The organism is Thioalkalivibrio sp. ALJ4, from assembly GCF_000377225.1.
Taxonomy (GTDB): Bacteria; Pseudomonadota; Gammaproteobacteria; order Ectothiorhodospirales; family Ectothiorhodospiraceae; genus Thioalkalivibrio.
Genome location: NZ_KB897919.1, coordinates 292,807 through 317,357 on the forward strand (window position 1 = coordinate 292,807; position 24,551 = coordinate 317,357).

23 protein-coding genes are annotated in these 24,551 nt (G+C 65.7%); 5 read left to right on the top strand and 18 right to left on the bottom strand.

The annotated features are described in order from the left end of the window. Position 1: 1 nt before the first annotated feature. Together mfd and C936_RS0110895 are read left to right on the top strand one after the other, a co-directional pair. Complete coding sequence (gene mfd, locus C936_RS0110890) at positions 2-3,475, top strand: transcription-repair coupling factor (RefSeq protein ID WP_018174327.1); 3,474 nt, start codon at positions 2-4, stop codon at positions 3,473-3,475. Next, on the top strand, positions 3,476-4,138 hold the full coding sequence (locus C936_RS0110895) for a CsiV family protein (protein WP_018139252.1): 663 nt from the start codon (positions 3,476-3,478) through the stop codon (positions 4,136-4,138). A 40-nt stretch (positions 4,139-4,178) separates the two neighbouring features. On the opposite strand, the gene C936_RS0110900 is transcribed toward C936_RS0110895, so the two are convergent. From C936_RS0110900 to C936_RS0110910, 3 genes are read right to left on the bottom strand one after another with little or no spacing between them, the layout of a single operon-like run. Further along, positions 4,179-5,144, bottom strand: a complete 966-nt coding sequence (locus C936_RS0110900; protein ID WP_012982592.1) for a S49 family peptidase — start codon at positions 5,142-5,144, stop codon at positions 4,179-4,181. A gap of 9 nt (positions 5,145-5,153) precedes the next feature. Then, entirely contained in the window at positions 5,154-5,852 is a 699-nt protein-coding gene (locus C936_RS0110905; RefSeq protein ID WP_012982591.1) for an HAD family hydrolase, read from the bottom strand. Continuing rightward, positions 5,849-6,835 carry an RluA family pseudouridine synthase gene (locus C936_RS0110910; protein ID WP_018174326.1) on the bottom strand — a complete coding sequence of 329 codons (987 nt, stop codon included), beginning with the start codon at positions 6,833-6,835 and terminating at the stop codon, positions 5,849-5,851. Before C936_RS0110910 ends, C936_RS0110905 begins: the two co-directional genes overlap by 4 nt. 432 nt (positions 6,836-7,267) lie before the next feature. On the opposite strand from C936_RS0110910, the gene C936_RS0110915 reads away from it, so the two are divergent. After that, positions 7,268-10,102 carry an Rne/Rng family ribonuclease gene (locus C936_RS0110915; RefSeq protein ID WP_018649525.1) on the top strand — a complete coding sequence of 945 codons (2,835 nt, stop codon included), beginning with the start codon at positions 7,268-7,270 and terminating at the stop codon, positions 10,100-10,102. 74 nt (positions 10,103-10,176) lie between these two features. Here C936_RS0110915 and C936_RS0110920 read toward each other — a convergent pair whose 3' ends face one another. Beyond that, positions 10,177-10,671, bottom strand: coding sequence for a low molecular weight protein-tyrosine-phosphatase (locus tag C936_RS0110920; protein ID WP_018174324.1), 495 nt, complete (start codon positions 10,669-10,671; stop codon positions 10,177-10,179). 223 nt (positions 10,672-10,894) lie between these two features. Between C936_RS0110920 and C936_RS0110925 the strand changes: the two genes are divergently transcribed. Continuing rightward, positions 10,895-12,130: a flagellar hook-length control protein FliK gene (locus C936_RS0110925; RefSeq protein WP_018174323.1), complete on the top strand. Its 1,236-nt coding sequence runs from the start codon at positions 10,895-10,897 to the stop codon at positions 12,128-12,130. A 9-nt stretch (positions 12,131-12,139) separates the two neighbouring features. After that, a complete protein-coding gene (locus C936_RS0110930) occupies positions 12,140-12,499 on the top strand; it encodes an EscU/YscU/HrcU family type III secretion system export apparatus switch protein (protein ID WP_018174322.1) in 360 nt (119 codons plus the stop codon). Between the two features lie 21 nt (positions 12,500-12,520). Here C936_RS0110930 and C936_RS0110935 read toward each other — a convergent pair whose 3' ends face one another. From C936_RS0110935 to flhF, 14 genes are all read right to left on the bottom strand, one after another. Further along, positions 12,521-12,940: a DUF2802 domain-containing protein gene (locus C936_RS0110935; RefSeq protein WP_018174321.1), complete on the bottom strand. Its 420-nt coding sequence runs from the start codon at positions 12,938-12,940 to the stop codon at positions 12,521-12,523. Positions 12,941-13,023: 83 nt separating this feature from the next. Continuing rightward, the gene (locus tag C936_RS0110940; RefSeq protein WP_018174320.1) at positions 13,024-13,245 is read right to left on the bottom strand and encodes a hypothetical protein; all 222 of its coding nucleotides are present in this window, start codon (positions 13,243-13,245) and stop codon (positions 13,024-13,026) included. Between the two features lie 99 nt (positions 13,246-13,344). Continuing rightward, on the bottom strand, positions 13,345-13,803 hold the full coding sequence (locus C936_RS0110945) for a chemotaxis protein CheW (RefSeq protein ID WP_018139245.1): 459 nt from the start codon (positions 13,801-13,803) through the stop codon (positions 13,345-13,347). A gap of 84 nt (positions 13,804-13,887) precedes the next feature. Then, positions 13,888-14,619 (bottom strand): chemotaxis protein CheW, encoded by a 732-nt coding sequence (locus C936_RS0110950; protein WP_018174319.1) that lies wholly within the window; start codon positions 14,617-14,619, stop codon positions 13,888-13,890. After that, positions 14,616-15,422: a ParA family protein gene (locus C936_RS0110955; protein WP_018174318.1), complete on the bottom strand. Its 807-nt coding sequence runs from the start codon at positions 15,420-15,422 to the stop codon at positions 14,616-14,618. The genes C936_RS0110950 and C936_RS0110955 overlap by 4 nt, the downstream gene beginning before the upstream one ends. Further along, positions 15,419-16,336: a flagellar motor protein MotD gene (gene motD, locus C936_RS0110960; protein ID WP_018174317.1), complete on the bottom strand. Its 918-nt coding sequence runs from the start codon at positions 16,334-16,336 to the stop codon at positions 15,419-15,421. Before motD ends, C936_RS0110955 begins: the two co-directional genes overlap by 4 nt. 7 nt (positions 16,337-16,343) lie before the next feature. Further along, positions 16,344-17,087, bottom strand: coding sequence for a flagellar motor protein (locus C936_RS0110965; protein WP_018139241.1), 744 nt, complete (start codon positions 17,085-17,087; stop codon positions 16,344-16,346). Beyond that, the gene (locus tag C936_RS0110970; RefSeq protein ID WP_018174316.1) at positions 17,088-18,194 is read right to left on the bottom strand and encodes a chemotaxis response regulator protein-glutamate methylesterase; all 1,107 of its coding nucleotides are present in this window, start codon (positions 18,192-18,194) and stop codon (positions 17,088-17,090) included. Positions 18,195-18,196: 2 nt separating this feature from the next. Next, positions 18,197-20,329, bottom strand: coding sequence for a chemotaxis protein CheA (locus C936_RS0110975; protein WP_018174315.1), 2,133 nt, complete (start codon positions 20,327-20,329; stop codon positions 18,197-18,199). 79 nt (positions 20,330-20,408) lie between these two features. Next, positions 20,409-21,185, bottom strand: coding sequence for a protein phosphatase CheZ (locus C936_RS0110980; protein WP_018174314.1), 777 nt, complete (start codon positions 21,183-21,185; stop codon positions 20,409-20,411). Positions 21,186-21,287: 102 nt separating this feature from the next. Beyond that, on the bottom strand, positions 21,288-21,668 hold the full coding sequence (gene cheY, locus C936_RS0110985) for a chemotaxis response regulator CheY (RefSeq protein ID WP_018139237.1): 381 nt from the start codon (positions 21,666-21,668) through the stop codon (positions 21,288-21,290). A gap of 59 nt (positions 21,669-21,727) precedes the next feature. Then, positions 21,728-22,489 (bottom strand): RNA polymerase sigma factor FliA, encoded by a 762-nt coding sequence (locus C936_RS0110990; RefSeq protein WP_018139236.1) that lies wholly within the window; start codon positions 22,487-22,489, stop codon positions 21,728-21,730. Next, positions 22,486-23,310, bottom strand: a complete 825-nt coding sequence (locus C936_RS0110995; RefSeq protein WP_018862904.1) for a MinD/ParA family protein — start codon at positions 23,308-23,310, stop codon at positions 22,486-22,488. The genes C936_RS0110990 and C936_RS0110995 overlap by 4 nt, the downstream gene beginning before the upstream one ends. After that, entirely contained in the window at positions 23,297-24,547 is a 1,251-nt protein-coding gene (flhF, locus tag C936_RS0111000; protein WP_018139234.1) for a flagellar biosynthesis protein FlhF, read from the bottom strand. Before flhF ends, C936_RS0110995 begins: the two co-directional genes overlap by 14 nt. Positions 24,548-24,551 lie beyond the last annotated feature (4 nt).

Genomic DNA, 24,551 nt, shown 5'->3' on the forward strand with positions numbered 1-24,551 from the left:
CATGTCCGAACAGCCGCGCAACCCGCTAAAACCCGGTCGCTTTCCCGGCGACGGATTCGAGATCTGGTCGGGGCTCAATACCTCGGCCGCGCCCCTGGCACTCGCACGCGCCGCCGCATCGGCCGAATGGCCGCTGCTGGTCGTCGTCGAGTCGAATGAGGCCGCGGACCGCTGGCAGGAAGAGTGGGACTTTTTCGGTGCCGGGCTCGACCTGCCAGTGATGCGTCTCCCCGACTGGGAGACCCTGCCGTTCGATGTCTTCTCCCCACACGAGGACATCATCTCCGAGCGGCTGCGCACGCTGTATCACCTCCCGTCGCTGGAGCGCGGGATCATCCTGATCCCGGTCTCCACGCTGATGCAGCGCCTGCCCCCGCGCGACTGGCTGACCACCCAGGGTCTCTCCCTGCGCAGTGCCCAGCGCCTGGACCGCATGCAGCTGCGGGAACGGCTGACCGAGGCGGGCTACAGCGCAGTCAACCAGGTGATCAGCCACGGCGAATTTGCCGCACGCGGGGAGATCCTCGATCTGTTCCCGATGGGCGCCGAGCAGCCGGTGCGCATCGAGTTTCTCGACGACGAGATCGATTCCCTGCGCCATTTCGACCCGGAGACCCAGCGCTCCACGGAAAAGGTCGAGCGCGTCGAGATCCTGCCCAGCCACGAGTTTCCGCTGAACGAGGATTCCATCCGCGCGTTCCGCACCCGCTACCGCGAGCAGTTCAGTGGCGATCCCAGTCGCCACCCGATCTACCGGGACATCAGCGAAGGCCTGGTTCCCCCGGGCATCGAAGCCTACCTGCCCCTGTTCTTCGAGGGCATGGACAGCGTATTCGACTACGCCCCTCAGGCTCGCGTCGTGCAGGCCGGCAATATCGCCGACGCCGCGCAGGAGTATGCCCGCGAGATCGCCGACCGCTTCGAGCAACTGAGCCACCAGGTGGAACGCCCCCTGCTGCCACCGGAGCGCCTCTATCTCGACGAGTCGGCCCTGAACGAGGCGCTGCGCGCCCGCGCCGGTATTGCCCTGGGCGGCGAGCCGCCGCAGCCGCTACCGGCAGACCGAGGCAGGACCGTGCCCTTCACCTGCGACGCCCTCCCCGAACTGGGAATGGAACACGGCAAGGATTCCCCCGCCGAACGCCTGAAGCGCTTTGTCGGGGAACAGGAGCGGGTCCTGCTCACCGCCGAGTCCGCCGGCCGGCGCGAGGCCCTGCTCACACTGCTGCGCGAACAGGATGTGCCGCACCACGCCGTCGATGACTGGGAGGCCTTCCTGGGGGGCGAGCCCGGCCTCAGCGTGACAGTCGGTGCGCTGAGCGAAGGGTTCCGACTGCCGGACGGGATCGTGCTCGTGCCGGAGTCCGCCATCCTCGGCGAACGCGCGCGGCAATCCCGCCGGCGCAACCGCCCCACCCGCGATGCCGATGCCGTCATCCAGAACCTCAGCGACCTGACAGTCGGGGCCCCGGTCGTCCACGAAGAACAGGGCGTGGGCCGCTACCTGGGCCTGCAGACGCTGGATTTCAGTGGCCAGCCGTCAGAGTTCCTGACACTGGAGTACGCCGATGGCGCCAAGCTCTATGTCCCGGTCTCCTCGCTGCACCTGATCAGCCGCTATACCGGAGCCGATGCAGAACACGCCCCACTCCACCGCCTGGGCAGCGAGCAGTGGAACCGCGCCCGCAGCAAGGCCGCCGAGAAGGCGCGCGATGTCGCCGCCGAGCTGCTGGAGGTCCACGCTCGGCGCGCCGCCAAGCAGGGGACGGCGTTTGCGACCGAGACCCCCGAGTATCACGCCTTTGCGGCTGCCTTCCCGTTCGAGGAAACCGCCGATCAGCTCCAGGCAATCGACGCGGTACTGACCGACATGGCTGACACGCGGCCGATGGACCGCGTGATCTGCGGCGATGTCGGCTTCGGCAAGACCGAGGTCGCGATGCGCGCCGCATTCGTCGCCGTGCAGAACAATCGCCAGGTGGCCGTGCTGGTCCCGACCACCCTGCTCGCCCAGCAGCACCACCAGAACTTCAGCGACCGCTTCGCCGACTGGCCCGTCCGCATCGAGTCCCTGTCGCGCTTTCGCAGTGCCAAGCAGCAGGCCGCCGTGCTGGAAGGGCTGAAGGAAGGCAAGGTCGATATCGTGATCGGCACGCACAAGCTGCTGCAGTCGAACCTGGACTTCTCCAACCTCGGGCTCGTGATCGTGGACGAGGAACAACGCTTTGGCGTGCGCCACAAGGAGGCGCTGAAGAGACTGCGCGCCGAGGTCGACATGCTGACCATGACCGCAACCCCGATCCCGCGCACGCTGAACATGGCCCTGTCCGGGCTGCGCGACCTCTCGGTGATCACCACCCCGCCGCGCGAACGCCTGGCAATCAAGACCTTCGTCAACGAGTGGAACGACGCGATCATCCAGGAGGCCTGCCTGCGCGAGATTCGCCGCGGTGGCCAGGTGTACTTCGTGCACAACGAGGTCAACACCATCGAACGCATGGCGGAACAGATTCGTGCGCTGCTGCCGGGCGCCCGCATCGGTATCGCCCACGGCCAGATGCGCGAACGCGAACTCGAACAGGTGATGCTCGACTTCTACCATCGGCGCTACAACATCCTGGTCTGCTCCACCATCATCGAGACCGGCATCGATGTACCCACCGCAAATACGATCGTGATGAATCGCGCGGACAAGCTGGGCCTCGCCCAGATGCACCAGCTGCGCGGCCGCGTCGGGCGCTCCCACCACCGGGCCTACGCCTACCTGGTCACGCCGCCGGAAAAAGCCATGTCGGCCGACGCGCGCAAGCGCCTGGAGGCGATCGCCTCGCTGGAGGATCTCGGCGTGGGCTTCACGCTCGCCAGCCACGACCTCGAGATCCGGGGCGCTGGCGAGTTGCTGGGTGACGAGCAAAGCGGCCAGATCCAGGAAGTCGGCTTCTCGATGTACAACGACCTGCTCAACCGCGCGGTCAACGCCCTGCGCTCCGGCAAGATGCCCGAACTGGAGACCCCGGAGACCCCCGGAACGGAGGTCGAGCTGGGGCTGCCCGCCCTGCTCCCGGATGCCTACGTGCCGGATGTGCACACACGCCTGATCCTCTACAAGCGCGTCAGCAGCGCCGAGAACAGCGATGCACTGCGCGAACTGGAGGTGGAACTGGTGGATCGTTTCGGCCTGCTGCCCGATCCGGCGAAGGCCCTGTTCGAGGCGGCCCGCCTGAGGCTCAAGCTGACGCCGCTGGGGATCCGCAAACTGGAACTGGGCCCGGCCGGCGGACGCTTCGTTTTTGGACCCAATCCCGAAATCGATATCGCCGCCCTGATCGAACTGGTGCAATCCGACCCGAATGCCTACAAACTGGATGGCCAGAAGGCTTTCCGCTTTTTTGCCGAAATGGAGACTCTGGAGGCCCGCTCTCAGGCCGTCCAGCGTCTGATCCATACCATCAGCCCGAAACAACAGGCCGCCTGAATGCCCGCCAACACCAATCGCCCCGACCCGAACCGCCGCAGGCTCGTCAGCAGCCTCGCCCTCCTGCCACTACTCGGGCTTGGGACAACGGCCACCGCCCAGGTCGGCCGCCGCTACCGCATCGAGCTGGTCATCTTCGAGCACACGACCGCGGAGAGCCGGCGCCTGCAGGAGGAGATCGCCTCCGTGCGCGAACCCAACCTGGCAGGATCCGAACTGGGTGGGCGCATCTATCAGGATTCTCGGCGCGGCTTCGAGTTGCAACGGGCGGCCAGTCGGGTCGAAGACTCCGGCACCGGGCGTGTGATCGCGCGTCTGGCCTGGGATCAGCTGGGCCGCGATCATAGCGCCACCCCCTGGCTCAAGGTGCAGCAGGGCCGCCGTCTTGGGGCCCGTCAGGCTGTGTTTGGCGATTCCACCACCGCAGCGCAGCCGATCGTAGTGGACGAAGACCGCTACGAACTGGAGGGCCGGCTACGGGTATGGGTCGGGCGTTTCCTCCACCTGGAGACCGACCTCGTCTATCACATCGACCGTGACGGGGCCGAACCGCTCGGGGTGGCCGTGCGCGGCCACCAGCGCATGAACTCCGGCAGCCAGCTCTTCTACCTGGACCACCCGGTCGTCGGGATCATCGCCCGCGTGACGCGGCTGGACAGCTAGTCCGGACTGAAACAGGCGTCACCCCGCCTGTTTTGCCGGCTCAGCGCCAGTTGGGCTTGGTCTCCATCGCCAGCCAGCTCTGCAGCGCCGACATGCCCAGGTCCTCGAACAGAAGCTGCAGGGCGCTGCGGCGCGGCTTGAAGGTCACCATTTTCTCAACACCAATCACGTCGCGTGCGACCGACTGATCCGTCCCCAGACCATCGATAAGGCCCAGATCCACCGCGCGTTGACCGGTCCAGATCAGGCCGTCGAACAGCTCCTCGTTTTCGGCCAGACGATCTCCCCGCCCCTGGCGGACCACATCGACGAACTGCTGGTGCAGCCCGTCCATCAGGTCATGGATATGGCTCACGTGACCCTCGTCGAGCGGCAGAAACGGATCCAGCAGGGCCTTGTTCTCCCCGGAGGTGAACAGCCGCCGTTCGACACCAATGTTCTCCAGCAGATCCACCACGCCAAAGCTGTCCAGGCGCACCCCGATCGAACCGACCATGCTGGCCTGGCTGGCGTAAATCTCGTCGGCCGCCACGGCGATGTAGTAGGCGGCCGAGGCCCCGATATCGGTGACGACCGCATAGACCGGGATGTCCTCGTGCTCGTCCTTCAGCCGCAGGATCTCGTCATGGATCGCGGCGGCCTGCACCGGACTCCCGCCCCCACTGTTGATGCGCAGCATCACGGCGCGAGTGCCATCCGCCTCGAACGCCCGTTTCAGGGTCTTGTTGAGCTCTTCGGCGTTGGCCCGAGCACTCGACGCGATCAGTCCGTCGACCTCGACAACGGCCACGTGCTCTTCGGGCTCGCGGTCGTCCTCGAACCAGGCGGTCAAGCCCATATCGCCGCCCCGCACCAGAACCAGCAGGGCGAACAGATAGATGAACAGCAGCAGCTTGAAGAAGATTCCCCAGCGCCGGGCACGCCGCTGTTCCACCACCTGGGCCTGGACCAGACGCTCCAGCGTCTCGCGCTCCCAGCCCGGCTTGTTCTCGTTCGACCAACCCATCGTTTGTCCTCAGTCCTCGGGAAGCGGCTCCGACTGCCGCAGGAGATCCAGCAGTTCCTTCAGGTCGCGGGCCACGGCCAGCGGGCGCTCGGCGCTCAGCCGGCGGTGATCGTGGACCCCATGTGTCACGGCCAGCGACGGGACGCCGGCGGCGCGAGCCATCTGCAGATCATAAACGCTATCACCGACCATCCGTGCCCGGGAACGTTCCACCCCGCAGCGTGCCATCACATGTTCCAGCATCACCGGACTGGGTTTCGACGGATGCTCGTCCCCGCAGGCCGTCGCGACAAAACGTCCCATGAGGCCGGCGGCTTCCAGGGCCTGGTCCAGCCCCGCCCGCGACTTGCCGGTCGCAACGCCCAGCAGCACGCCGCGTTCGTCAAGCCAGTCGAGCAAGGGCTCGACATGCGCGAACAGGGGCGTCTCTGGCGCATCGGTGGCGCCCAGATAGCACTGGCGATAGGTGGTGGCGAACGCCCCCACGAACGCAGAGTCGGCGCCCGGGAACAGTCTCTCTACCGCCGCCTCCACGCCCAAGCCAATAATATCGCGCAGCTCGCTTTCCGCGGGCGTCTCGCGCCCCAGGGCCGCACAGGCCCGCTGCAGGCAGTGAACAATCCGGCGTGGCGAATCCATCAGCGTCCCGTCCCAGTCGAATACGACCAGGCGCAAGGCATCCCCCTCCGGTGGCAGCAGTGTGCTCATCCGGACGCTTCGGGGCTTGCGAGCGCATCGAGGATCGACTGCAGCTCGTCCGGCAGCGGCGCGGAGTACACATGCGACTCGCCGGCCGAATCCTCGTACTGCAGGGCCTGGGCGTGCAGAAACAGGCGTTTCAGGCCTGCCCCGCGCAGTACCCGGTTTGCATCGGGCAATCCGTAGTCGTGATCGCCGCCAACGGGATGGCCAATCGCCTGGCCATGTACGCGGATTTGGTGGGTCCGTCCGGTACCGATCCGTACCTCGGCCAACTGAAAAGATCCAAAACGTTCCAGCGGCACGAACTGGCTGATCGCCGAGCGGGCACTCTCGGGGTCGGCATCCTCCCCCGCACGCATGCGGCGTTTCCCGTCCTGACCCCGACTGGAGGCAATCGGTTCGTCGCACACAATGGGCTGATCGTTGGGGAACGCCCCCACCAGCAGCGCCAGATAGCGCTTCTCCACACGCCCCTCGCGCAGCGCCGCGTGGAAGTCCTGCAATCCCGCGCGAGTCTTGGCCAGCAGCAGGCAGCCGCTGGTCTCGCGATCCAGCCGATGCCCCAGCTCCAGCTCGCAACCGGGACGCAGCTGGCGCATCGCCTCGATGATCCCGAAGGCCAGGCCGCTGCCGCCATGCACCGCAAGGCCCGAGGGCTTGTCGAGGACCAGGACCTGGTCGTCTTCATGCAAGATGGAGCGGCGCAGTCGGTCCAGGACCCCCGGGGGGATGTCCCGCTCGACGGCCTCGGGCCGGTCCAGGTCCGGCACGCGCACCTCCGAGCCGACACTCAGCCGCTGGGTCACCTTGGCACGGCGCCCATCGACCCGGATCGCCCCCTTGCGCACCAGGCGGTAGATCAGACTTTTGGGAACTCCCTTGAGCTCGCGCAGGAGGAAGTTATCCAGGCGCTGGCCATCCCCGCGCTCGGTGACCGAGAGCGTACGAGGCCCAGAGGGAGATTGCGGCTGACGGGGACGTGCTTTCATCGGGCGCGATCCTACCTCAGGCGCGCCATCCTAACCATGTACCCTGGCATTTCCGCGACGAAAAAACTTGCCCAATCGGGGGGTTATGCCCTACATTGGCGCACGGTACCTGCTGGCGGATATTGCGCCCGGGCGCCTCGAATTACCCGCCGATCTGGTCCTGCACAGTGCGACTACATGCGACCAGACGGCCATCGCCCAAAAGCGAACCTGTGACACTATTTCTTCTAACCCAGTCCTGTCTCCCCGGCCCCGCATCCCGCGGACGGCTGGTCCCGTGGCTATTGGTGAACACCTGGCTGGCGCGTTGGATTCCTCTTCGCGCCGCCATGGCGAGCATGCGTCTCGAAACGTCGACGTGCCGCCTCCGTTCCGCACCACACGGCCCCGGGCTTGTGACCGACGTACAGGACGACCGACCGAGTCCATTGCATGAAACGCATCCTGATCAATGCCACGCAGCCCGAAGAGCTGCGCGTGGCCATGGTCGACGGCCAGCGGCTGTACGACCTCGATATCGAACTGCCCTCGCGCGAGCGCAAGAAGGCCAACATCTACAAGGCCAAGATCACCCGCGTCGAGCCAAGCCTCGAAGCCGCGTTTGTTAATTTCGGCGCCGAGCGCCACGGCTTTCTCCCGTTCAAGGAGATCGCCCCCTCCGCGGTTGGCGCGCCGGCCGACAGCGACAAGCCCATCCGCGAGCTGCTAAAGGAAGGGACCCAGCTTCTCGTCCAGGTGGAGAAGGAAGAACGAGGCAACAAGGGTGCCGCGCTGACCACCTATATCAGCCTGGCCGGGCGCTACCTGGTCCTGATGCCAAACAATCCCAAGGCCGGTGGCGTCTCGCGACGCATTGAGGGCGAAGATCGAGCGGAACTGCGCGAGGCCCTGTCCGGCCTGACCATGCCCGATGGCATGGGCGTGATCGCCCGCACCGCCGGCGTAGGCCGCAGCACCGAAGAACTGCAATGGGACCTCGACTACATGACGGCCCTTTGGTCGGCCGTGACCGAGGCGGCGGAAAAGGCCAACGCCCCGGCGCTGATCCACCAGGAAAGCAACGTGATCATCCGCGCCCTGCGCGATCACATGCGCAATGACGTCGGCGAGGTGATCATCGACGACGAAGCCGTCTATCAGCAGGCGGAGGACTTCGTCCGACTGGTGATGCCGAACAGCCAGCGCAAGCTGAAGAAGTACGACGACCCCGTCCCGCTGTTCAACCGCTATCAGATCGAAAGTCAGATCGAGAGCGCCTTCGATCGCGACGTGCAGCTCCCCTCCGGCGGCGCCCTGGTCATCGACCATACCGAGGCCCTGATCTCCATCGACGTGAACTCCGCCCGCTCCACCAAGGGTGGCGATATCGAGGAGACCGCCTTCCACACCAATCTGGAAGCCGCTGAAGAGGTGGCGCGCCAGCTGCGCGTGCGAGATCTGGGCGGCCTGATCGTGATCGATTTCATCGACATGAGCGCCAACAAGCATCAGCGAGAAGTGGAAAACCGTCTCCGCGAAGCGCTCGAGCTCGATCGCGCGCGGGTCCAGGTGGGCCGCATCAGTCGCTTTGGGCTGCTGGAGATGTCGCGCCAGCGCCTGCGTTCGTCGCTCGGCGAGTCCAGCCAGATCACCTGCCCCCGCTGCCAGGGGCATGGCCAGGTGCGCAGCGTCGAGTCGCTAGCCCTGTCGATCCTGCGCCTGATCGAAGAAGAGGCGATGAAAGACCGCACCGGCCTCGTCCTGGCGCAGGTCCCGGTCGATGTCGGCACCTTCCTGCTGAACGAAAAACGTTCATCGATCAACGAGATCGAGGCACGCCATCGGGTCGATATCAGTATCGTCCCGAACCCGCAGTACCTGACACCGAAGTTCGAGGTCCAGCGCGTGCGCGGCGACGAACGCGAAGAGGTCGTCAGTGGCCGCGGATCGCACGAACTCGTGGAGTCCGTCGAAGAGGATGTCGACCCGCACGGCGAACGCCGCGGCAAAGTGGAGAAGCCCCTGGTCCAGGGTGTGAAGGTCAAGGCCCCGGCCCCGATGGCCGAGTCGCCCGCCCCTCAAACGCCCAGCGAGCCGGTGCAGCAACCCGGGTTCTTTACCCGCATCTGGTCCTCCCTGTTCCCCAATGCGGCCCGGACCCCGGAGCCTGAAGCAGAAGAGCAAGAGAAAGACGAGGGGCGCAAGCGCGGCAAAGGCGGGCAGCAGCGAGCCAGCCGCGGTAATGGAAGCAACCCTGGGGGCGGCTCCAACCGGCGCCGTGGCGCACGAGACGACGGCGGTGACAAGCGTGATGCAGCGAAGCCGTCAGGTAACGGCAAAGGCGAGCCCCGTCAGGACGCCAGCAGCGCCGGTAGTGAAGACGGCGGCAAAGGCGGCCGATCGCGACGGCGTGGTAGCGCCAGTGGTGGCGCCGGCACCAAGGCTCGCGAAACCGAACCCAAGGCCGCCAAACCGAAGGCGGAAGGGGGCGAGGCAGCCGCAACATCCGAGGAACCGGCATCGCCTTCCGGGAACGGCCCGTCCACTTCCGACGACGATAGCGGCAAGGGCCGTGCCCGTTCGCGCCGCTCGCGCCGGGGCGGGCGCCGTCGTGGCGGCCGCGGCCGCTCCGGAAGCGGTGACGACAGCTCGGGTAATGAAAACGCCGAGAACCAGGATGCCGGTACTTCGAAGGAAGGTGACAAGTCCGCCTCCTCGCCCCAGGACAGCGAGACCACCAGGAAGCCGGCCGTGCAGGACTCGGGCAAGGGCGACAGCCAGCCACCCAGCGGCGAGTCCAAACCGGCCGCTAGGGAAAAATCAGCCGAGAAGGACTCCGGCCAGGAAACCGGTGGCAAAAGCGAAAAGGCGCCTGAAGACAAAGGTGCGGTAAGCGACAAGCCTCAGGCCCAGGAGAAGCCAACCCGCGAGCCTGGCAAGGCGGAAAAAGGGTCGGAAGAGGCACCCAAGGCTGCCTCCGGCACACGTCGGGCAAAGGGAAGCGCTCAATCGTCCAAAACGGATGACGCGAAGGACAAGGGTGATTCTGGATCGCACACCGAGAATCGCCCTTCCGAAGCCGCCAAAACGGATGACAGCTCCGCATCAAAGCCGTCTCGTGGCAAGAAAAGCGATGCCAAGCCCACGCCCGAGAAGGCCGCACCCGCCGAGGCCAGCGGTTCTGCCCGGTCGGAGCCGGCCTCGGCACCCCCGACCGACAAGCCGGCCAGCAAGCCGGAACCGGCGGCTGAGTCTTCGAGCAGCCCGGACGACAAACCGCGCGATTGAGCTGGAAACCGGCCGATAACGTTTATCGCGTTATCGGCCGGCGGGAGAACGCCCCGGCCGCCTGACCAGGGTCTTCAGGAGACGCGCTCCAGCGCGTGTTCCCGGCAGATGTGGTCCAGCAGGCCGTCGCTGGCGGCCTCGACGAGATCCATCACATGAACGAAGCCATCCGGCCCGCCATAGTACGGGTCCGGTACTTCGCGCTCGGGATGGTCCTGGGCGAACTCCAGGAAACGGTGCAACCGCGCGCGGGCGCCATTCGGCTGGATCTGCTGGGCATTGCGATAGTTCGCCTCGTCCATCGTCAGGATGTAGTCGAACGTCTCGAAGTCGTCCGCCTCCAGCTGCCGCGCCCGCAACTGGTCGAGATCGTAGCCTCGGCGGCTCGCCTCCTCGCGGGCGCGCGGGTCCGGCCGTGCCCCAACGTGATAACCCGCCGTACCCGCCGAATCCACCTCGATGGCGGACTCCAGACCATGCGCGCGCACGCGTGCCTGGAAGACACCGTGAGCCATGGGCGAGCGGCAGATATTGCCCAGACAAACCATCAGCACTCGAATCTTTTGCATGCCTTCTTTTGTGTTCGCGAAATGAACACACAGCATAGCAAAGCCCCGCTCCGATGCCCGCCCGTAGGCGCGGCGGACGCGGTGTGCGATGCTGTTGGCATGCCTGCTGTGCGGGCAGCCGCTTCCCAAGCGACTCGGAGCACCGATGCCCGACTTTACCGGCCCTCGCCCAACCGGATTGCCCGCAGGCGGCCTTGATCGGGTAGCCCCGCGAGCGAGCGCGATGCCGACGCTTGAGACCGGCACCCGGCTGCAGGTCCAGATCGTCGGGCAACTGGCCGAACGGGGAGTTCAACTGCGTCCGCTGACGTCGTCCGGCGCGCAAAGCGTGGACACCCGCGCGCCCACCTTCAATGCCCAGCTCGCGACTCCACTACCCAACGCCCTGCTACCCGGCAACCAGTCCGGGCCACGCATCGCCCTCGCCGAGGTGACCCGCACAGAGCCGCGCCTGGAGGTGAGGCTGCTACCCCTGCCCTCTGGCACCACCCTGGCGACCGGTTCGCCCTCGCCCCCGGCGCCGACTTCACCATCGAATCCGTCGGTCGGCCAGCACGACGCCACGCAGTGGCTGTTGCGCGAGTTGCGCCACCAGATACCGGGGGCGCGAGGCCTGGCCGGTGGCATGCAAACGATTCAGAACACGCTGGCCACGGCCATAGCAGCCGGCGCGCCACCCACAGCAAGCGAAGCCCGACTGCTGCCGGCGATGAACCGCCTGATCGAACTGACACCTCCTGCCGTTCGCCTGACCAGCCCCGATAGCCTGAATCGCCATATCCAGCAGTCCGGCCTGTGGCTGGAGGCCATGCTCGCTCAGGGGGTTCGAACCAATACCTCTGGCACGGCCGCTCAGGATCTCAAGGCCCAGCTGCTGCGCGTCGCCGAACACCTGCGCCAATCGGCCGAGACCCGTTCCCCTCTGCCAACCCCCGCGGCTGCGACGCCGGCCCCACCCGCGCCCACCACGGCGGGCCTGCCTCCCACGGGGGCGCTGGCCGGGCTCATCGAAGGGATGCTGAAGCGCATTACCACGCTGCAACTGCATTCACTGCAGCCCAGCACGCAGGGAGACGACGAGTCGCACCCCCGCTGGTTCTTCGAGCTACCCTTTCGCAGCCCGCAAGGGCTTCACTCGCTGGCCGGCCAGTTGCAGCACGAGGCTGGCCGCCCCCCCGAACGCGCCGAGGGATGGACTCTTGTGCTGGATCTCGATTTGCAGGCCCTCGGCCCTACCCGTGTCGCCCTTGCGCTGCGCGATGACCGGGTATCCGTTCATTTCACCGCAGAACGCCCGGAAACCGCCCAACGCCTGCGCGCCGGCACGCCGGAACTCCATCAGCGCCTGGCCGGGCGTGACCTGACCGTCGGATCGCTCTCGGTGCGAGAAGGTCAGGTGGAGCCACAGGATCCGGCGAGCCTTACCTTGCGTGACGGGCTGCTGGACGAGCGCGCCTGAAGGCTTGAGATGAGCAAGCGACGCCCCCCTCACGATCACGACGAGCCGTACGTCGACCCCCGCGGCCCCCGCCGGCAGCAAGCGGTGGCACTGGAATGGGACCGGCAACGGGCGCCGCGTATCACCGCGAGCGGCAGTGGTGTCACCGCCGAGCAGATCCTGCGAATCGCCGAGGAACACGGGATTCCCCTGCACCAGGACCCGGGCCTGACCGAGGCGCTCGCACAGGTACCGCTGGGCGAAGAGGTCCCGGAGAGCCTTTATGTCGCGGTGGCCGAGGTCCTGGCGTTTGTATTTGTGCTTGCGGGCATCACACCCGAGGACCGCGAACAGGGATACCGCCGCGACGATTCAACATCGGGCGAGTGAAGACACAAGCAGTAGCAGGGACTAACGACGACCCGCAGAGCCGGGGGCGTGCAGACTGTACAGGAGGTCCAGCTCGGTGGTGGTCAGGCCGCACATCCGGCGGACTTCTTCGCGCTCACGGCCCTGCCGAATAAGCTCGATCGCCTGCTGATAGGCGCCATCATCGGCGTCACGGGCCCGCAGCTCGCTTTGCTGGTCGTTGAGGCGCTCCAGTGCGCGCTGCACCGCGGATTGCGCCTGGCTGTGGTTGACCACCCCCTGGGAGATGACCTTCATCGCCCCCTGCAGCGCCATCACCGAGGTCGCCTGACGCTGGTAGTCCTGGCGCAACGTCGCGAGCTGGCGCCGCAGGGTTAACACAAGCGAGACGGACAGCACTGCAACGACGGTCGCCACCAGGGCGATTGCCGCGACAATCCAAACCAGAATGCTTTCCCCCATCGACCCAATACTCCCAGCGACTCAGACTCGATTGTCGCGTGAAATGCACTGATACACCACCCGGGGCCGACTGGAGGGGTCCGTCAGGCGTAATCGTCGATCAAGCCCTTACGGGGGCGCTGGCGTCGGTCGCGCGGGGAACGCTGTTGCGCAGGCTTTACGGCCGGACGCAGCACGGGGTCCCGGTCGTGGTCATCACTGAGCGTCCGCCCGGGCACGGTCGTATGGACCGGGCGAACCGTGGAGTTCGTGGTCGGCGGCTGCACGGGGCGAACCGTACGATCCGGCTGCAGTTCATCCACCATCGCCCCACCTCCCCTCCGCATGCCGCGTTTCGGAGCCACTCTCAGGTTTGATCCTCTCCAATACGCGGCGGTTCCAGTTCGCCGAATGCCCCGCGGTTTCTACAGCTCCCGCAACTGGGCCCATTCCTCGTCAGACAGGAGCTTGTTCAGGTCGACCAGGATCGTGAGCCCCTGCTCCGTGCTCGTCACCCCCTGGATGAACCGCGAACTGTCGTCATTTCCGACTTCCGGCGCGGGCTCGACCGAATCCAGCGAGATCCGCACGACCTCCGAGACCGAGTCCACCAGGATGCCGACATTCTGGTTGTCGACATCGATGATCACGATGCGCGAGGCCTCGTCCGGCTCGCGGTCCTCCAGGCCCATACGGCGGCGCGCGTCGATCACGGTCACGACGTTGCCCCGCAGGTTGATAATGCCAAGGATATAGTCCGGCACACCGGGAACAGGCGCGATCTCGGTGACCTTCAGCACCTCCTGCACCTGCAGGACGTCAATCGCGTAGGTCTCCTCCGCGAGACTGAACGTCACATACGGGGCCGTATCGGCCTTGGCCATCGCTTCTACGTCTTGTGCGCTGCTCATGTCGTCCTCGTCGCTCGCGGACCCTGTTGCGGGCCCGGTGTTCGGTTCCTGAATACGTTATCGGCCGCGCTCGTCCCGGCTTGAGTCCGGAGTACCGCCCATTTCCCAGCTGCCCTGGTCCAGGGTCCGGTCGAGGGCCTCCAGGTCCAGCAGGGTGGCCATCTGTTCCCGCTCCACCCCGGCCAGCCAGGGCAGGCGCTTGCGGTGACTGCGCCAGCGCAGATTCTGAGGGTCGATCACGCGGGTCCCCTGAATCGAGCGGCAGGCCAACGCGAAGCGCGAACCGGCCAGGAACACGACATGGCGGGCTGTCTCCGGCTCATATTCCCGATCCTCGGGGGTCACCACGGCCGCGAGATCAATCAACTGCACTCGCCCCTGTTTGGTATCCGCCAGACCCAGATACCAGACGGAGTGGTTGGGCGTGGGGCGCACATCCAGATCCCCAAGCGGCGCAACGCCGCCGAGCGAGGCCAGCGGCGCCAGCAGGGTCAGATTCCCGGCCTCCAGCACCAGGGCGGAGAATCGCTCGGACGGACGCGGATACTCGTCACTCTCGACAATCGTGCGCGGAGGCACGGGGGGCGCGACCGCTTCGGCCACCACGGGGACCTCTGGTTCGTCTAACGGCTCCGGTTCAGCGGGCGCCGGTCTCGGTTCGAGGATATCCGGGCGCAGCAGGTGCGCCGGGGCGATCGGCGCCGGTTCGTCCAGCAGGCTGCCAAAATAGTCATGCAGGGCTTCAGGTTCGGCCTTGAGTGCCAGGTTGTCATCGCGCGAACGGTTCATCCCTTCTGCCTCCGGGTCCGGGCATGAGGCTGCGAAAGCTGCCCGCCAATCGCCTCCAGCAAGTCCGAGTACGCCAGTACGCCCCGGGCGTCCGGAATCATGAAGCACAGCGGCTGGCCTGCGCTCGACGCATCGCGAAACTTCGTATCGACCGGGATCACGCCGGGCCAGACCTCATCGCCATAAAGGCGGCGCAGCTCGGCCAACGCCTCGTGCGCGGCACGCGTGCGTCGATCGAACAGGGTGGGAATGATCCGGTACTGCAACTCGGCCTTGCGCGACTTCTGGACCATTTTCAGGGTATTGATCATGCGTTCCAGGCCCTTGAGGGCAAGGAACTCGGTCTGCACCGGGACCAGCAGCTCGTCACAGGCCGCCAGGGCATTGACCATCAACACGCCCAGCATGGGCGGGCAGTCCATCAGCACGTAGTCGTACTGGTCGGCGACCTGCTCCAGCGCCTGGCGCAGCACCAGGCCCATCCCGCTGCGCGTACCAAGCTGCCGGTCGAGTGTGGCCAGTGCCGTGCTGGCCGTCAGCAAGTCCAGCCCCAGGAACCGGGTCTCGCGGATCAACCCCCGCGGATCAGGACGCTTCCCCTCTGCGCACTGGCTGAACAGCTCGTACACACCGCGGGTGGCGGTCTCCGGGTCGTGGCCGAAATAGGCCGTCAGCGAGCCATGGGGGTCGACGTCGACCATCAGGACGCGCTGTTCCGGACCCGACAACAGGCCACTCAGGGTGACTGTGGTCGTGGTCTTGCCCACCCCGCCCTTCTGGTTGGCCACCGCCCAGATCTTCACTCGGTATCCCCCTCGTCCCCATCCATCGTTGGTGCACCCGGCGCGAGCGGAAGGTCTTCGCGCAATTGCTCGGGTTCCTGCGCCCCGTCTTCGCGCGGGCGCGCGCCGGGCAGGACCACGATGGCCACCCGCCGGTTTTCCGCCCGTCCTTGCTCGGTATCATTGCTCGCGACCGGACGATGCTCACCATATCCTAGGGCCACCAGATTCTTCGGCTCGATGCCCGCGTCTTCAAACACGCTCACCACGGCCGCGGCACGCCCCGAAGAAAGCTCCCAGTTGGAAGGATAGACCGCCGTCTGGATCGGGACATTGTCCGTATGGCCCTCCACGTGCACCCGCGACACCCGCGGCGCGAGGATCGCCCCGACCTCGTCCAGCAGGGCCCGGGCCTCGGGATTCAACGTAGCCGAACCGCTCCCGAACAACAGCCGACTGGTGATCTCGATTTCCAGCCAGTACGCCTCGCGGCTTACCCGGAGATCACCCTCCTCGATCAAGGGGGCCATCGCCATTTCCAGCTCGTCGGCGACCTCGGCCAGTGCCTCCAGGAACTCCTGCAGCTCGTCATCCGTACCCGCATCGTCCAGTAGCCCGGATAAGGCCATGTCGATGGGTGCTACACCGTCGTCAACGATGCCGGGCTGCACATCAATCGGAACCAGCGCGCGCATCTCGTCCAGGGACTGCTCACGCGACACCGTCGGTTCTCCCACCTGGATCGGATCGGTCTGCGCCGGTGCCCGGAAGGCGTCCACCAGCGACTCCGACAGCACACGATACTTGCCGTCATCCACCGAGGAGATCGCGTACATCACCACGAAAAACGCCAGCAGCAGCGTGACCAGGTCGCCATAGGGGATGGCCCAGGCCTCGTGATTCTCCGCTTCTTCTGGGCGTTTGCGCCGGGCCATCGCGACCTCACTCGTGGATGAAGCCGCTAAGCTTGCTTTCAATGTTGCGGGGGTTTTCGCCCTCGGCGATGGAGATCAGCCCCTCCATCAGCATCAACTGGTGCTGCGAGCGTTTCTGGATGATTGATTTCAGCTTGTTCGCCACCGGCAGGAACAACAGATTCGCCGACGCAATCCCGTAGATCGTGGCGACAAAGGCCGCGGCAATCCCCGCTCCCAGCTTGCTGGGGTCAGCCAGGTTCTGCATGACCGCCATCAGACCCATCACCGCGCCGACAATGCCAAGCGTCGGGGCGTAGACCCCCATGCTCTCGAATACCTTGGCCCCCTGGGTATCGAAATGCTCGCGGTTGTCCAGATCCGCCTCGAGGATCTGGCGGATGGTCTGCGGCTCGGAGCCATCCACCAGCAACTGCAGCCCCTTGCGCGCGAATTCGTCGGTCTCCTCGTCGGCCAGCGTCTCCAGACCCAGCAGCCCTTCCTTGCGTGCCACGTTGGACCACTCCACGATGCGAGCCAGCATCGCCTCGTTGTCGATCCGCGGCGGCTTGAATGCCCAGGGCAGAATGCGCATCCCGTGAAGAAACACCGCCATGCGCGCCTGCACCAGGGTTGCCCCCAGCGTCCCCAGGACCACGATCACAAACGCGGCCGCGTTCCAGAGTGCGCCCAGACCACTCCCCTTCGCGATACTCCCCCCGAGCACCGCGACGAGCCCCAGGGTGATCCCGATGAGGCTCAGGATATCCATCTAGCAGAACCCCTTGACCAGTGCCGGACCCACATCCGGCAACGGATACACCTGGTCCACGAGCCCGGCCTCTGCGACTGCAGCCGGCATCCCATACACCACCGAGGTGGCCGCGTCCTGTGCCCAGACCTGCGCCCCGGCGGTCTTCAAAGCCCGCGCACCTTCGCGGCCATCTGCGCCCATCCCGGTTAGCACCACGGCGAGCACCTGCCCGCGCAAGGCCTCGACCGCCGAGCTGAACGCGGCATCCACGCTGGGCTTGTAGATCGTGCCCAACGGGCTCTCGGCCACGCGCACCGTTGTCTGGCTGCCGCGCTCCAGCGTGGTTTGCAGACCGCCGGGGGCCAACAGGGCCACCCCAGGGCGCATGACATCGCCATCCTGTGCCTGCTTGACCCGAATTTGGCACATGGCGTCCAGGCGCTCCGCGAAGGCCGGCGTAAAGCTCGCAGGCATGTGCTGAATCAGCAAGATCGGCTGTGGGAAGTTCGCCGGCAGGGCCTTGAGCACTTCCTGCAAGGCCACCGGCCCCCCGGTGGACGTCCCGATCAGCACCGCGCGGACCTGCCGCAGCGGCACGGCGGGCCGACTGACCGGCGGGGCCTGTCGCTGTACCTCGGCCGCCTTGCGGTCGGACTCTTCACGACGCGCAGAAGGGCGGGCCTCGACCGCTGGTCGAACGCTCCCTGGCTGGCTGACCGAACGGGCCCGGCTGCGCGAAAGGCTGCGCACCCGCCGGCGCAGCAGCATGCGCGCGCTGTCCTCGTCGGACGCGATGTCGCTGAAGCGCTTCGGCAGAAAGTCCACCGCCCCTGCCTCAAGCGCATCCAGGGTCGCCTGGGCCCCCTCGGTGGTCAGACTCGAGAACATCAGTACCGGCCGGGGGTTCTCGGCCATGATCCGGCGCACCGCGGTGATGCCGTCCATCACGGGCATCTCGATATCCATGGTCACGACATCCGGGTCCAGTTCCTTGACCTTGCGAATCGCCTCCTCGCCGTTCTCCGCGCTGCCGACGACCTCGATCCCCGCGTCGGCGTCCAGAATTTCACTGATGCGACGGCGGAAAAACCCGGAGTCATCCACCACCAGTACCTTAACCGGCATCCTTAGCCCTCGATTGTTTGCGCAGGCCGCCGGGTGCGGCCCGCCGACGGGATCTTGTGCGTCAACAAACCCACGAGATCGGCGACATCCAGGATCAGCGCAATCCCTCCATCACCCGTGATGGTCGCGCCTGCCAGGCCCTTCACGCCCTGCAGGTTCTGTCCCAGCGGCTTGATCACCACCTCTTCCTGGCCCACCAGATCATCGACGACCAGCCCTACCTTGCGATCCGCGGTATGCACCACGACCACATGCGATTCCGGTTTGGCTTCGGGGATGAATCCCGGCTTCAACCACCGCTTGAGATAGTGAACCGGAAGCGCCTGATTTCTTACGACAATGACCTCCTGGTCATCCACGTAATGGGTCTTGGTCAGATCCAGGTCCAGGATCTCCGAGACAGACGCCAGCGGGATCGCGAATCGCCGCCCGTCGAGGATGACCATCAATGCAGGGAGAATCGCCAGGGTCAGCGGCAGCTTCACCCGCAGCGTGGTCCCGACACCGATCTCGGAATCGATCTCGATGGTGCCGTTAAGCTGCGAGATCTTCGTCTTGACGACGTCCATCCCCACCCCGCGACCGGACACATCCGAGATCTCGGTCTTGGTGGAGAACCCGGCCATGAAGATGACGTTGAAGGCCTCGCGATCGGTCATCCGCTCGGCCATCGCGGGTTCCATCAGACCCTTCTCGACGACCTTGCGCCGCAGGGCCTGCGGATCCATGCCACCCCCATCGTCCTTGATCAGCAAGGCGATGTGATCGCCTTCCTGAGCCGCGCCAAGCACCACCGTCCCCTTGCGCGGTTTGCCGGCCTTCTCGCGCACCTCCGGAGTCTCGATCCCATGATCCACGGCGTTGCGCACCAGATGCACCAGCGGATCGGACAGGGCCTCGACCAGGTTCTTGTCGAGGTCGGTGTCCTCGCCGAAGATCTCCAGCTCGATCTCCTTCCCCAGGCTGCGCGACAGATCGCGGATCACGCGCGGGAAGCGATTGAAGACCTTATTGACCGGTTGCATGCGGGTCTTCATCACCGACGTCTGAAGATCCGACGTGACCAGCGCCAGCGAACTAATGGCCTTGCCCAGCTCGTCGTCCACATGCTGGGTTCGCAACATGCTCAGGCGGTTGCGCACGAGCACCAGCTCCCCGACCAGATTCATAATCTCGTCGAGACGTTCGGTGTTCACACGGACCGAGGCCTCGCCCTGAGGGGCCTGCCGGGCGCCGGCCGCCGCGGCCGCAGGCGAAGACGCCTGTGGCTTGGCTTCGGGAGCCGGCGGTTCCTGTGTCGCGCCAGCGGCTTCGGGCTGCACGCTCGGCTCTTCATGCGGGGACGACTCAGTCACAGCGGGTGCCGGCGCTGCAGTGGCGGGAGGCCCATCACCTCGCGCCTGCAACTCGTCCAGCAGGTTCTCGAACTCATCGTCGGAAATCAGGTCCTCGCCGTCGTCCCCTGGCCCGGCTGCATCCGAATCGGTGCCGGGCAACCCGGCGTCCTCAGTCGACGGGGTAGCGGAGTCCTGGGCCGCCTGCGGCGAACCATCGCCGTGCAGCGAATCCAGCAGGGCCTCGAACTCGTCATCGGTAATCTCGTCATCGGCACCGACCAGCCCCGACTCATCCCCTCCAGCCTTCGCAGTGGCTTCCACCTCGGCGGGGGGTGCCGGTTCCGGCTCCGGTTCGGGGGGCACGTCTGGCGTCGCGATTGCGGCGGGTTCGGAATTGCCGGCCACGTCTTCATTCTTGGCCATCCGCCGCAGGTCTTCGACGAGATCGGCCTCCGCGGGCGTCGGATCGACCCCGGAGCGGAGGTCGCCAAACATCACGTTCAACGTATCGAGGACCCGCAGCATGGTATCCATCAGGTGACCGTCGACCTGACGTTCCCCATTGCGCAGGAGATTAAACACATCCTCTGCGTGATGGCAGACGGTCACCAGCGGATCCAGGCTCAGAAAGCCCGCGCCACCCTTGATCGTGTGAAAGCTGCGAAATACCGCGTTCAACAGATCCCGGTCATCGGGATGCTGTTCCAGGTCGATCAGCTGCTCGTTGAGTCCTTCGAGCAGTTCCCCGGCCTCGATCAGGAAGTCCTGAAGGATTTCGTCGTTGGGGTCGATGGCCATTCGGTCTCTCCGTTCCGGTGAGGCTTGCCGTTGAGGGGTGGGCGCCGGGAAGCCGCCGATTCAGGGATCAGCGGGCTACCTAGAAGCCCAGGCTGGACAACAGATCGTCCACCTCGTCTTGTCCTTGAACGACATCCTGGCCGGAATCTTGAGTCTTCGGCACTGCTGGCCCGTGTCCACGCCGATCGCCCTCACGCCGCTCGGCATCGTCATCCAGCGTCTTCTCCGCAGCCTCGACCGTCTCCATACGCCCACTGGACAGCCGAATCAGCGTGACCAGGTTCTCCTCCAGGTCGGTCACGAGCTGAATCACGCGCCGGATCACCTGCCCGGTAATATCCTGGTAGCTCTGCGCCATCAGAACCTCCGACAGCAAGCGGCGCAGCTCTTCGGTATCGTCGTTGGCCTGAGCAAAAAACTCGTCCAGCTCACGAGCGAACTCCCGGAACTCGTCGACCGAGAGTTGCCGATTGCGAAAACGGGTCCACTTCTCCGTCAGTTGGCCGGCCTGCTGGCTGAACGATTCGGCAATGGGGAGACTCGTCTCGATCGCGGTCAGGGTCTCGTGCGCGGCCTTCTCGGTCATCGTGACCACATAATTGAGACGCTCGCGGGCATCCGGGATCTCGGCCTGGGTCAACTCGACCAGCCGCGAATCCCCCCGGAAGCTTTGCAAGGCCTCGTGCAGGTCGCGCGTAAGTTTTCCGAGCTCGTCGAAGAGTTCGCGGTCGTAGGGGCGCGCCAGATCCTGGATCAACGCGCGCGCGGCCACCTCATCCCCCGCCTCCAGAACCTGCACGAGCTCCCGCGCGCGAGCGATTTGCTGCTCACTGATCGATTGTTCTTGGTCTGTCATCCAAAGCCCCTTGCTCGCTCCCCATCCCGAACGTGATGACCGGGATCGATCCCCCGGCCATCCATTTGTCTGGACCAGGAGACTTCGACACCGAATCCCAAACTAGCCTTGGGATTCAATGCGTTCGAATATTTTGTCGATCTTTTCCTTGAGGGTTTCCGCAGTAAAGGGCTTCACCACGTAGCCGTTCACGCCCGCCTCGGCCGCCTCGACGATCTGATCCCGCTTGGCCTCCGCCGTCACCATCAGCACCGGCATCGTCTTCAGCTTCTCGTCGGCACGCACCGCCCGCAGCAGGTCGATGCCCGGCATATTGGGCATGTTCCAGTCGGTAATCAGAAAATCGAAGTCGCCGTTCTGGAGCATCGGCAATGCCGTGCTGCCGTCATCGGCCTCTTGGGTGTTGTTGAAGCCAAGATCACGCAACAGGTTCTTGATGATCCGTCGCATCGTGGAGAAGTCGTCCACGATGAGAATTTTCATTCCCTTGTCCACAGGTCACTCCGGGATAAATGATTCATATGAGTACTAGAGCTTGGCCTTCAGAATAACTGCAAAGCCTCGCCGTCTTCGAGCCAGGAGCCCAGGCGCGCGCGCAGTCGGATAACGGCCTGACTGCGGATCTGGCTGACGCGCGACTCGGTCACCCCGAGTACCGCGCCAATCTCGCGCAGGTTGAGCTCCTCGATGTAATAAAGCGACAACACCAGACGTTCGCGTTCGGGCAAATCGCCGAGCGCGGCGGCCAGCTCCTCGCGAAACTCCCCGGCCTCGATCGTGCGCGAGGGCGAGGCCTCCTGCCCCTCGATCACCCGGTCCGCATCACCATCGGTGCCGCCCAGATCATCCAGCGCGAACAGATGGGCGCCGGCATGGTCCTGCAGCATCGAGTAGTACTCGTCGATCGGGACCTCGAGTTCCTCGGCCACCTCGACCCCGCGCGCCGCACGTCCCTCCCTGGCCTCGACCGTCTGGATCGCCTCGGCGATCTTGCGGCTGTTGCGGTGCACCGATCTCGGGGTCCAGTCACTGCGGCGTAACTCGTCGATCATCGCGCCACGGATGCGAATCCCGGCGTAGGTCGCAAACGTCGCGCCCTGCCCGCCCTCGAATTGCCGCGCGGCCTCCAGCAGGCCAATCATGCCGGCCTGGATCAGGTCATCGACCTGGACCGAGGAAGGGAGGCGAGCCATCAGATGGTGCGCGATGCGGTGCACCAGCTCGATATGTTCCGCGACGCGCTGCTCGTGGCCGGCTGCGGCCACGTTCTCGTATCCGTGGAGGCGATTACGCGTCGCCATCATGCGCTCTGCAGCATCCGTTCGACGAAAAACCCGACACCACCATCGGCACCACGGGCCACCGGCCAGCGGTCGACCGCACGGGCGAGTTCGGTAAAGGCCTTGGCCGCCGGGCTGCCCGGATATTGCTGCACGACCGGTGCCCGTTTCTGGACGGCCTTGCGCAGATGCTCGTCCATCGGGATGTACCCGGCGAGATCCAGGATGACTTCCGGCAGGTAGTTGTCGCAAACCGTGGTGAGTTTCTGCAACAAGCGCTCGGCGCCCGCGCGGTCCTGGACCATATTCGTGACCAGCCGGAAACGCCGCATGCCATGATCTCGATGCAGCACCTTGATCAAGGCATAGGCATCGGTGATGGACGCCGGCTCGTCGCAGACGACGACCAGGGTCTCCTGGACCGCTCGACAGAAGGTCGTGACGGATTCCTGCAGGCCCGCTGCCGTATCCACCACCAGCACATCCAGCGGCTTGGAATAGGCGCTGAATGCCTGGATCAAACCGTTGTGCTCGAGCTGCGTGAGATTCGCCATCGCCGCGATCCCCGAGGCCGACGGGATGACCTTGATCCCCTCCGGGCCCTCGATCAGCACATCCTGGAGGTCGTCCACCTGTCCGGTCACCAGGTCATGCAGGGTGCGCTCGGGTCGCAGTCCGAGCAGCACATCGGCATTGGCCAGCCCCAGGTCGGCATCAAACAGCATGACCTCGCGGCCCAGCCGCGCGAGCGCCACGGACAGGTTGACCGACACATTGGTCTTGCCGACGCCGCCCTTGCCGGAGGCAACCGCAATGACCTTCAACGGCTGATTAGTGCGTGGCATAGCGTCCTTTCCCCACCGGATGGATCATCTCCAGAACGCCCGCATCCTGAGTACGGCGCGGCGACGGCGCATTGCGGCCGGCATTCGAGAACTCCGCCAGGCTTGCATCGGTCCATCGTTCATCGCGGGAGGATCGACGCGCGGGGCCGCGCTCTTCGCCGAGCGCCCGCCGGGTCAGATCGCCCGTCTCGACCCGGTGGAAGTCTTCGGCAATCCGCTGTCCATCGCTAACAAACGTGAGCCCAAGGTGTTGATCGAGCAATACCGACAACGTCTCCCCCAACTGTTCGGCTTCGTCGAGTTTGGTCAGCACCAGCGCCGATGGCTCCGTCTTCCGGAACGCATCCAGCACCCTTCGCAGCGCCGCCGCCTGAGTGGTCGCGGAGACGACCAGCCAGCTCTCGCGCCGGACACGGTCCGGCCAGCCGGCAAACAGCGACTCGTCGCCCACCGCGGAAGGTGCCTGCCCGGCGGTGTCGACCAGAATCAGATGCCCATCCTCTGCTCGCGCGGTCATGTCGCGCAACTCGCGCGGGCTCTGCAGCACCCGCAATGACACGCCCGCCATCTGCGCGAACGCCTGCAGCTGGCGCGTGGCCCCAATGCGCTGGGTGTCCAGTGTGACCAGCGTAACCGAATCCGCACCCATACGACGGATTTGACGCAAGGCAATGCGTGCGAGTGTAGTGGTCTTGCCCACCCCCGTAGGCCCCACCAGGGCCAGCACGCCACCTTCATCCAGGATGTCCGGATGGCGGGTCGCGATCGCCCCGGAAAGGCGTGCGCGCAGCCTCTCCCAGGCCTGCTCCACCGTGCTGTCGTCGAGAATACTCCCGGCGAGACTGCGCGCCAGTGACTCGCTGAACCCACGGTCCATCAGACGCGCCTTGCACTCCGCCGCCAGCGGATGCCGCGCCGCCCACTGTGCGGCCTCGTTGTCGCTGTGCTGGCGGGTGAGCAGGCTGCGCAGATCCCGCAGCTCCTGGCGCATCGCGGCGAGCTCGGGGTCCGCGGGCCAGGCCGAGCCCGAGCCCGGGCTCGGACGCGAGGCGGATGCCGGCGCCTCACGCGGGGCATGGACCGCGTTCACCGCAGCCTGCTGCTCGCGCTCGGAGACCCCCGCATCGCCATCTTCCAGCGCCGCGACAACCTCCAGCCAACCATCGACACGGCGGCTCGACAGGATCACGGCATCCTCGCCCTGCTGTTCACGCACCTGCCGCATCGCATCGCGCATGTCG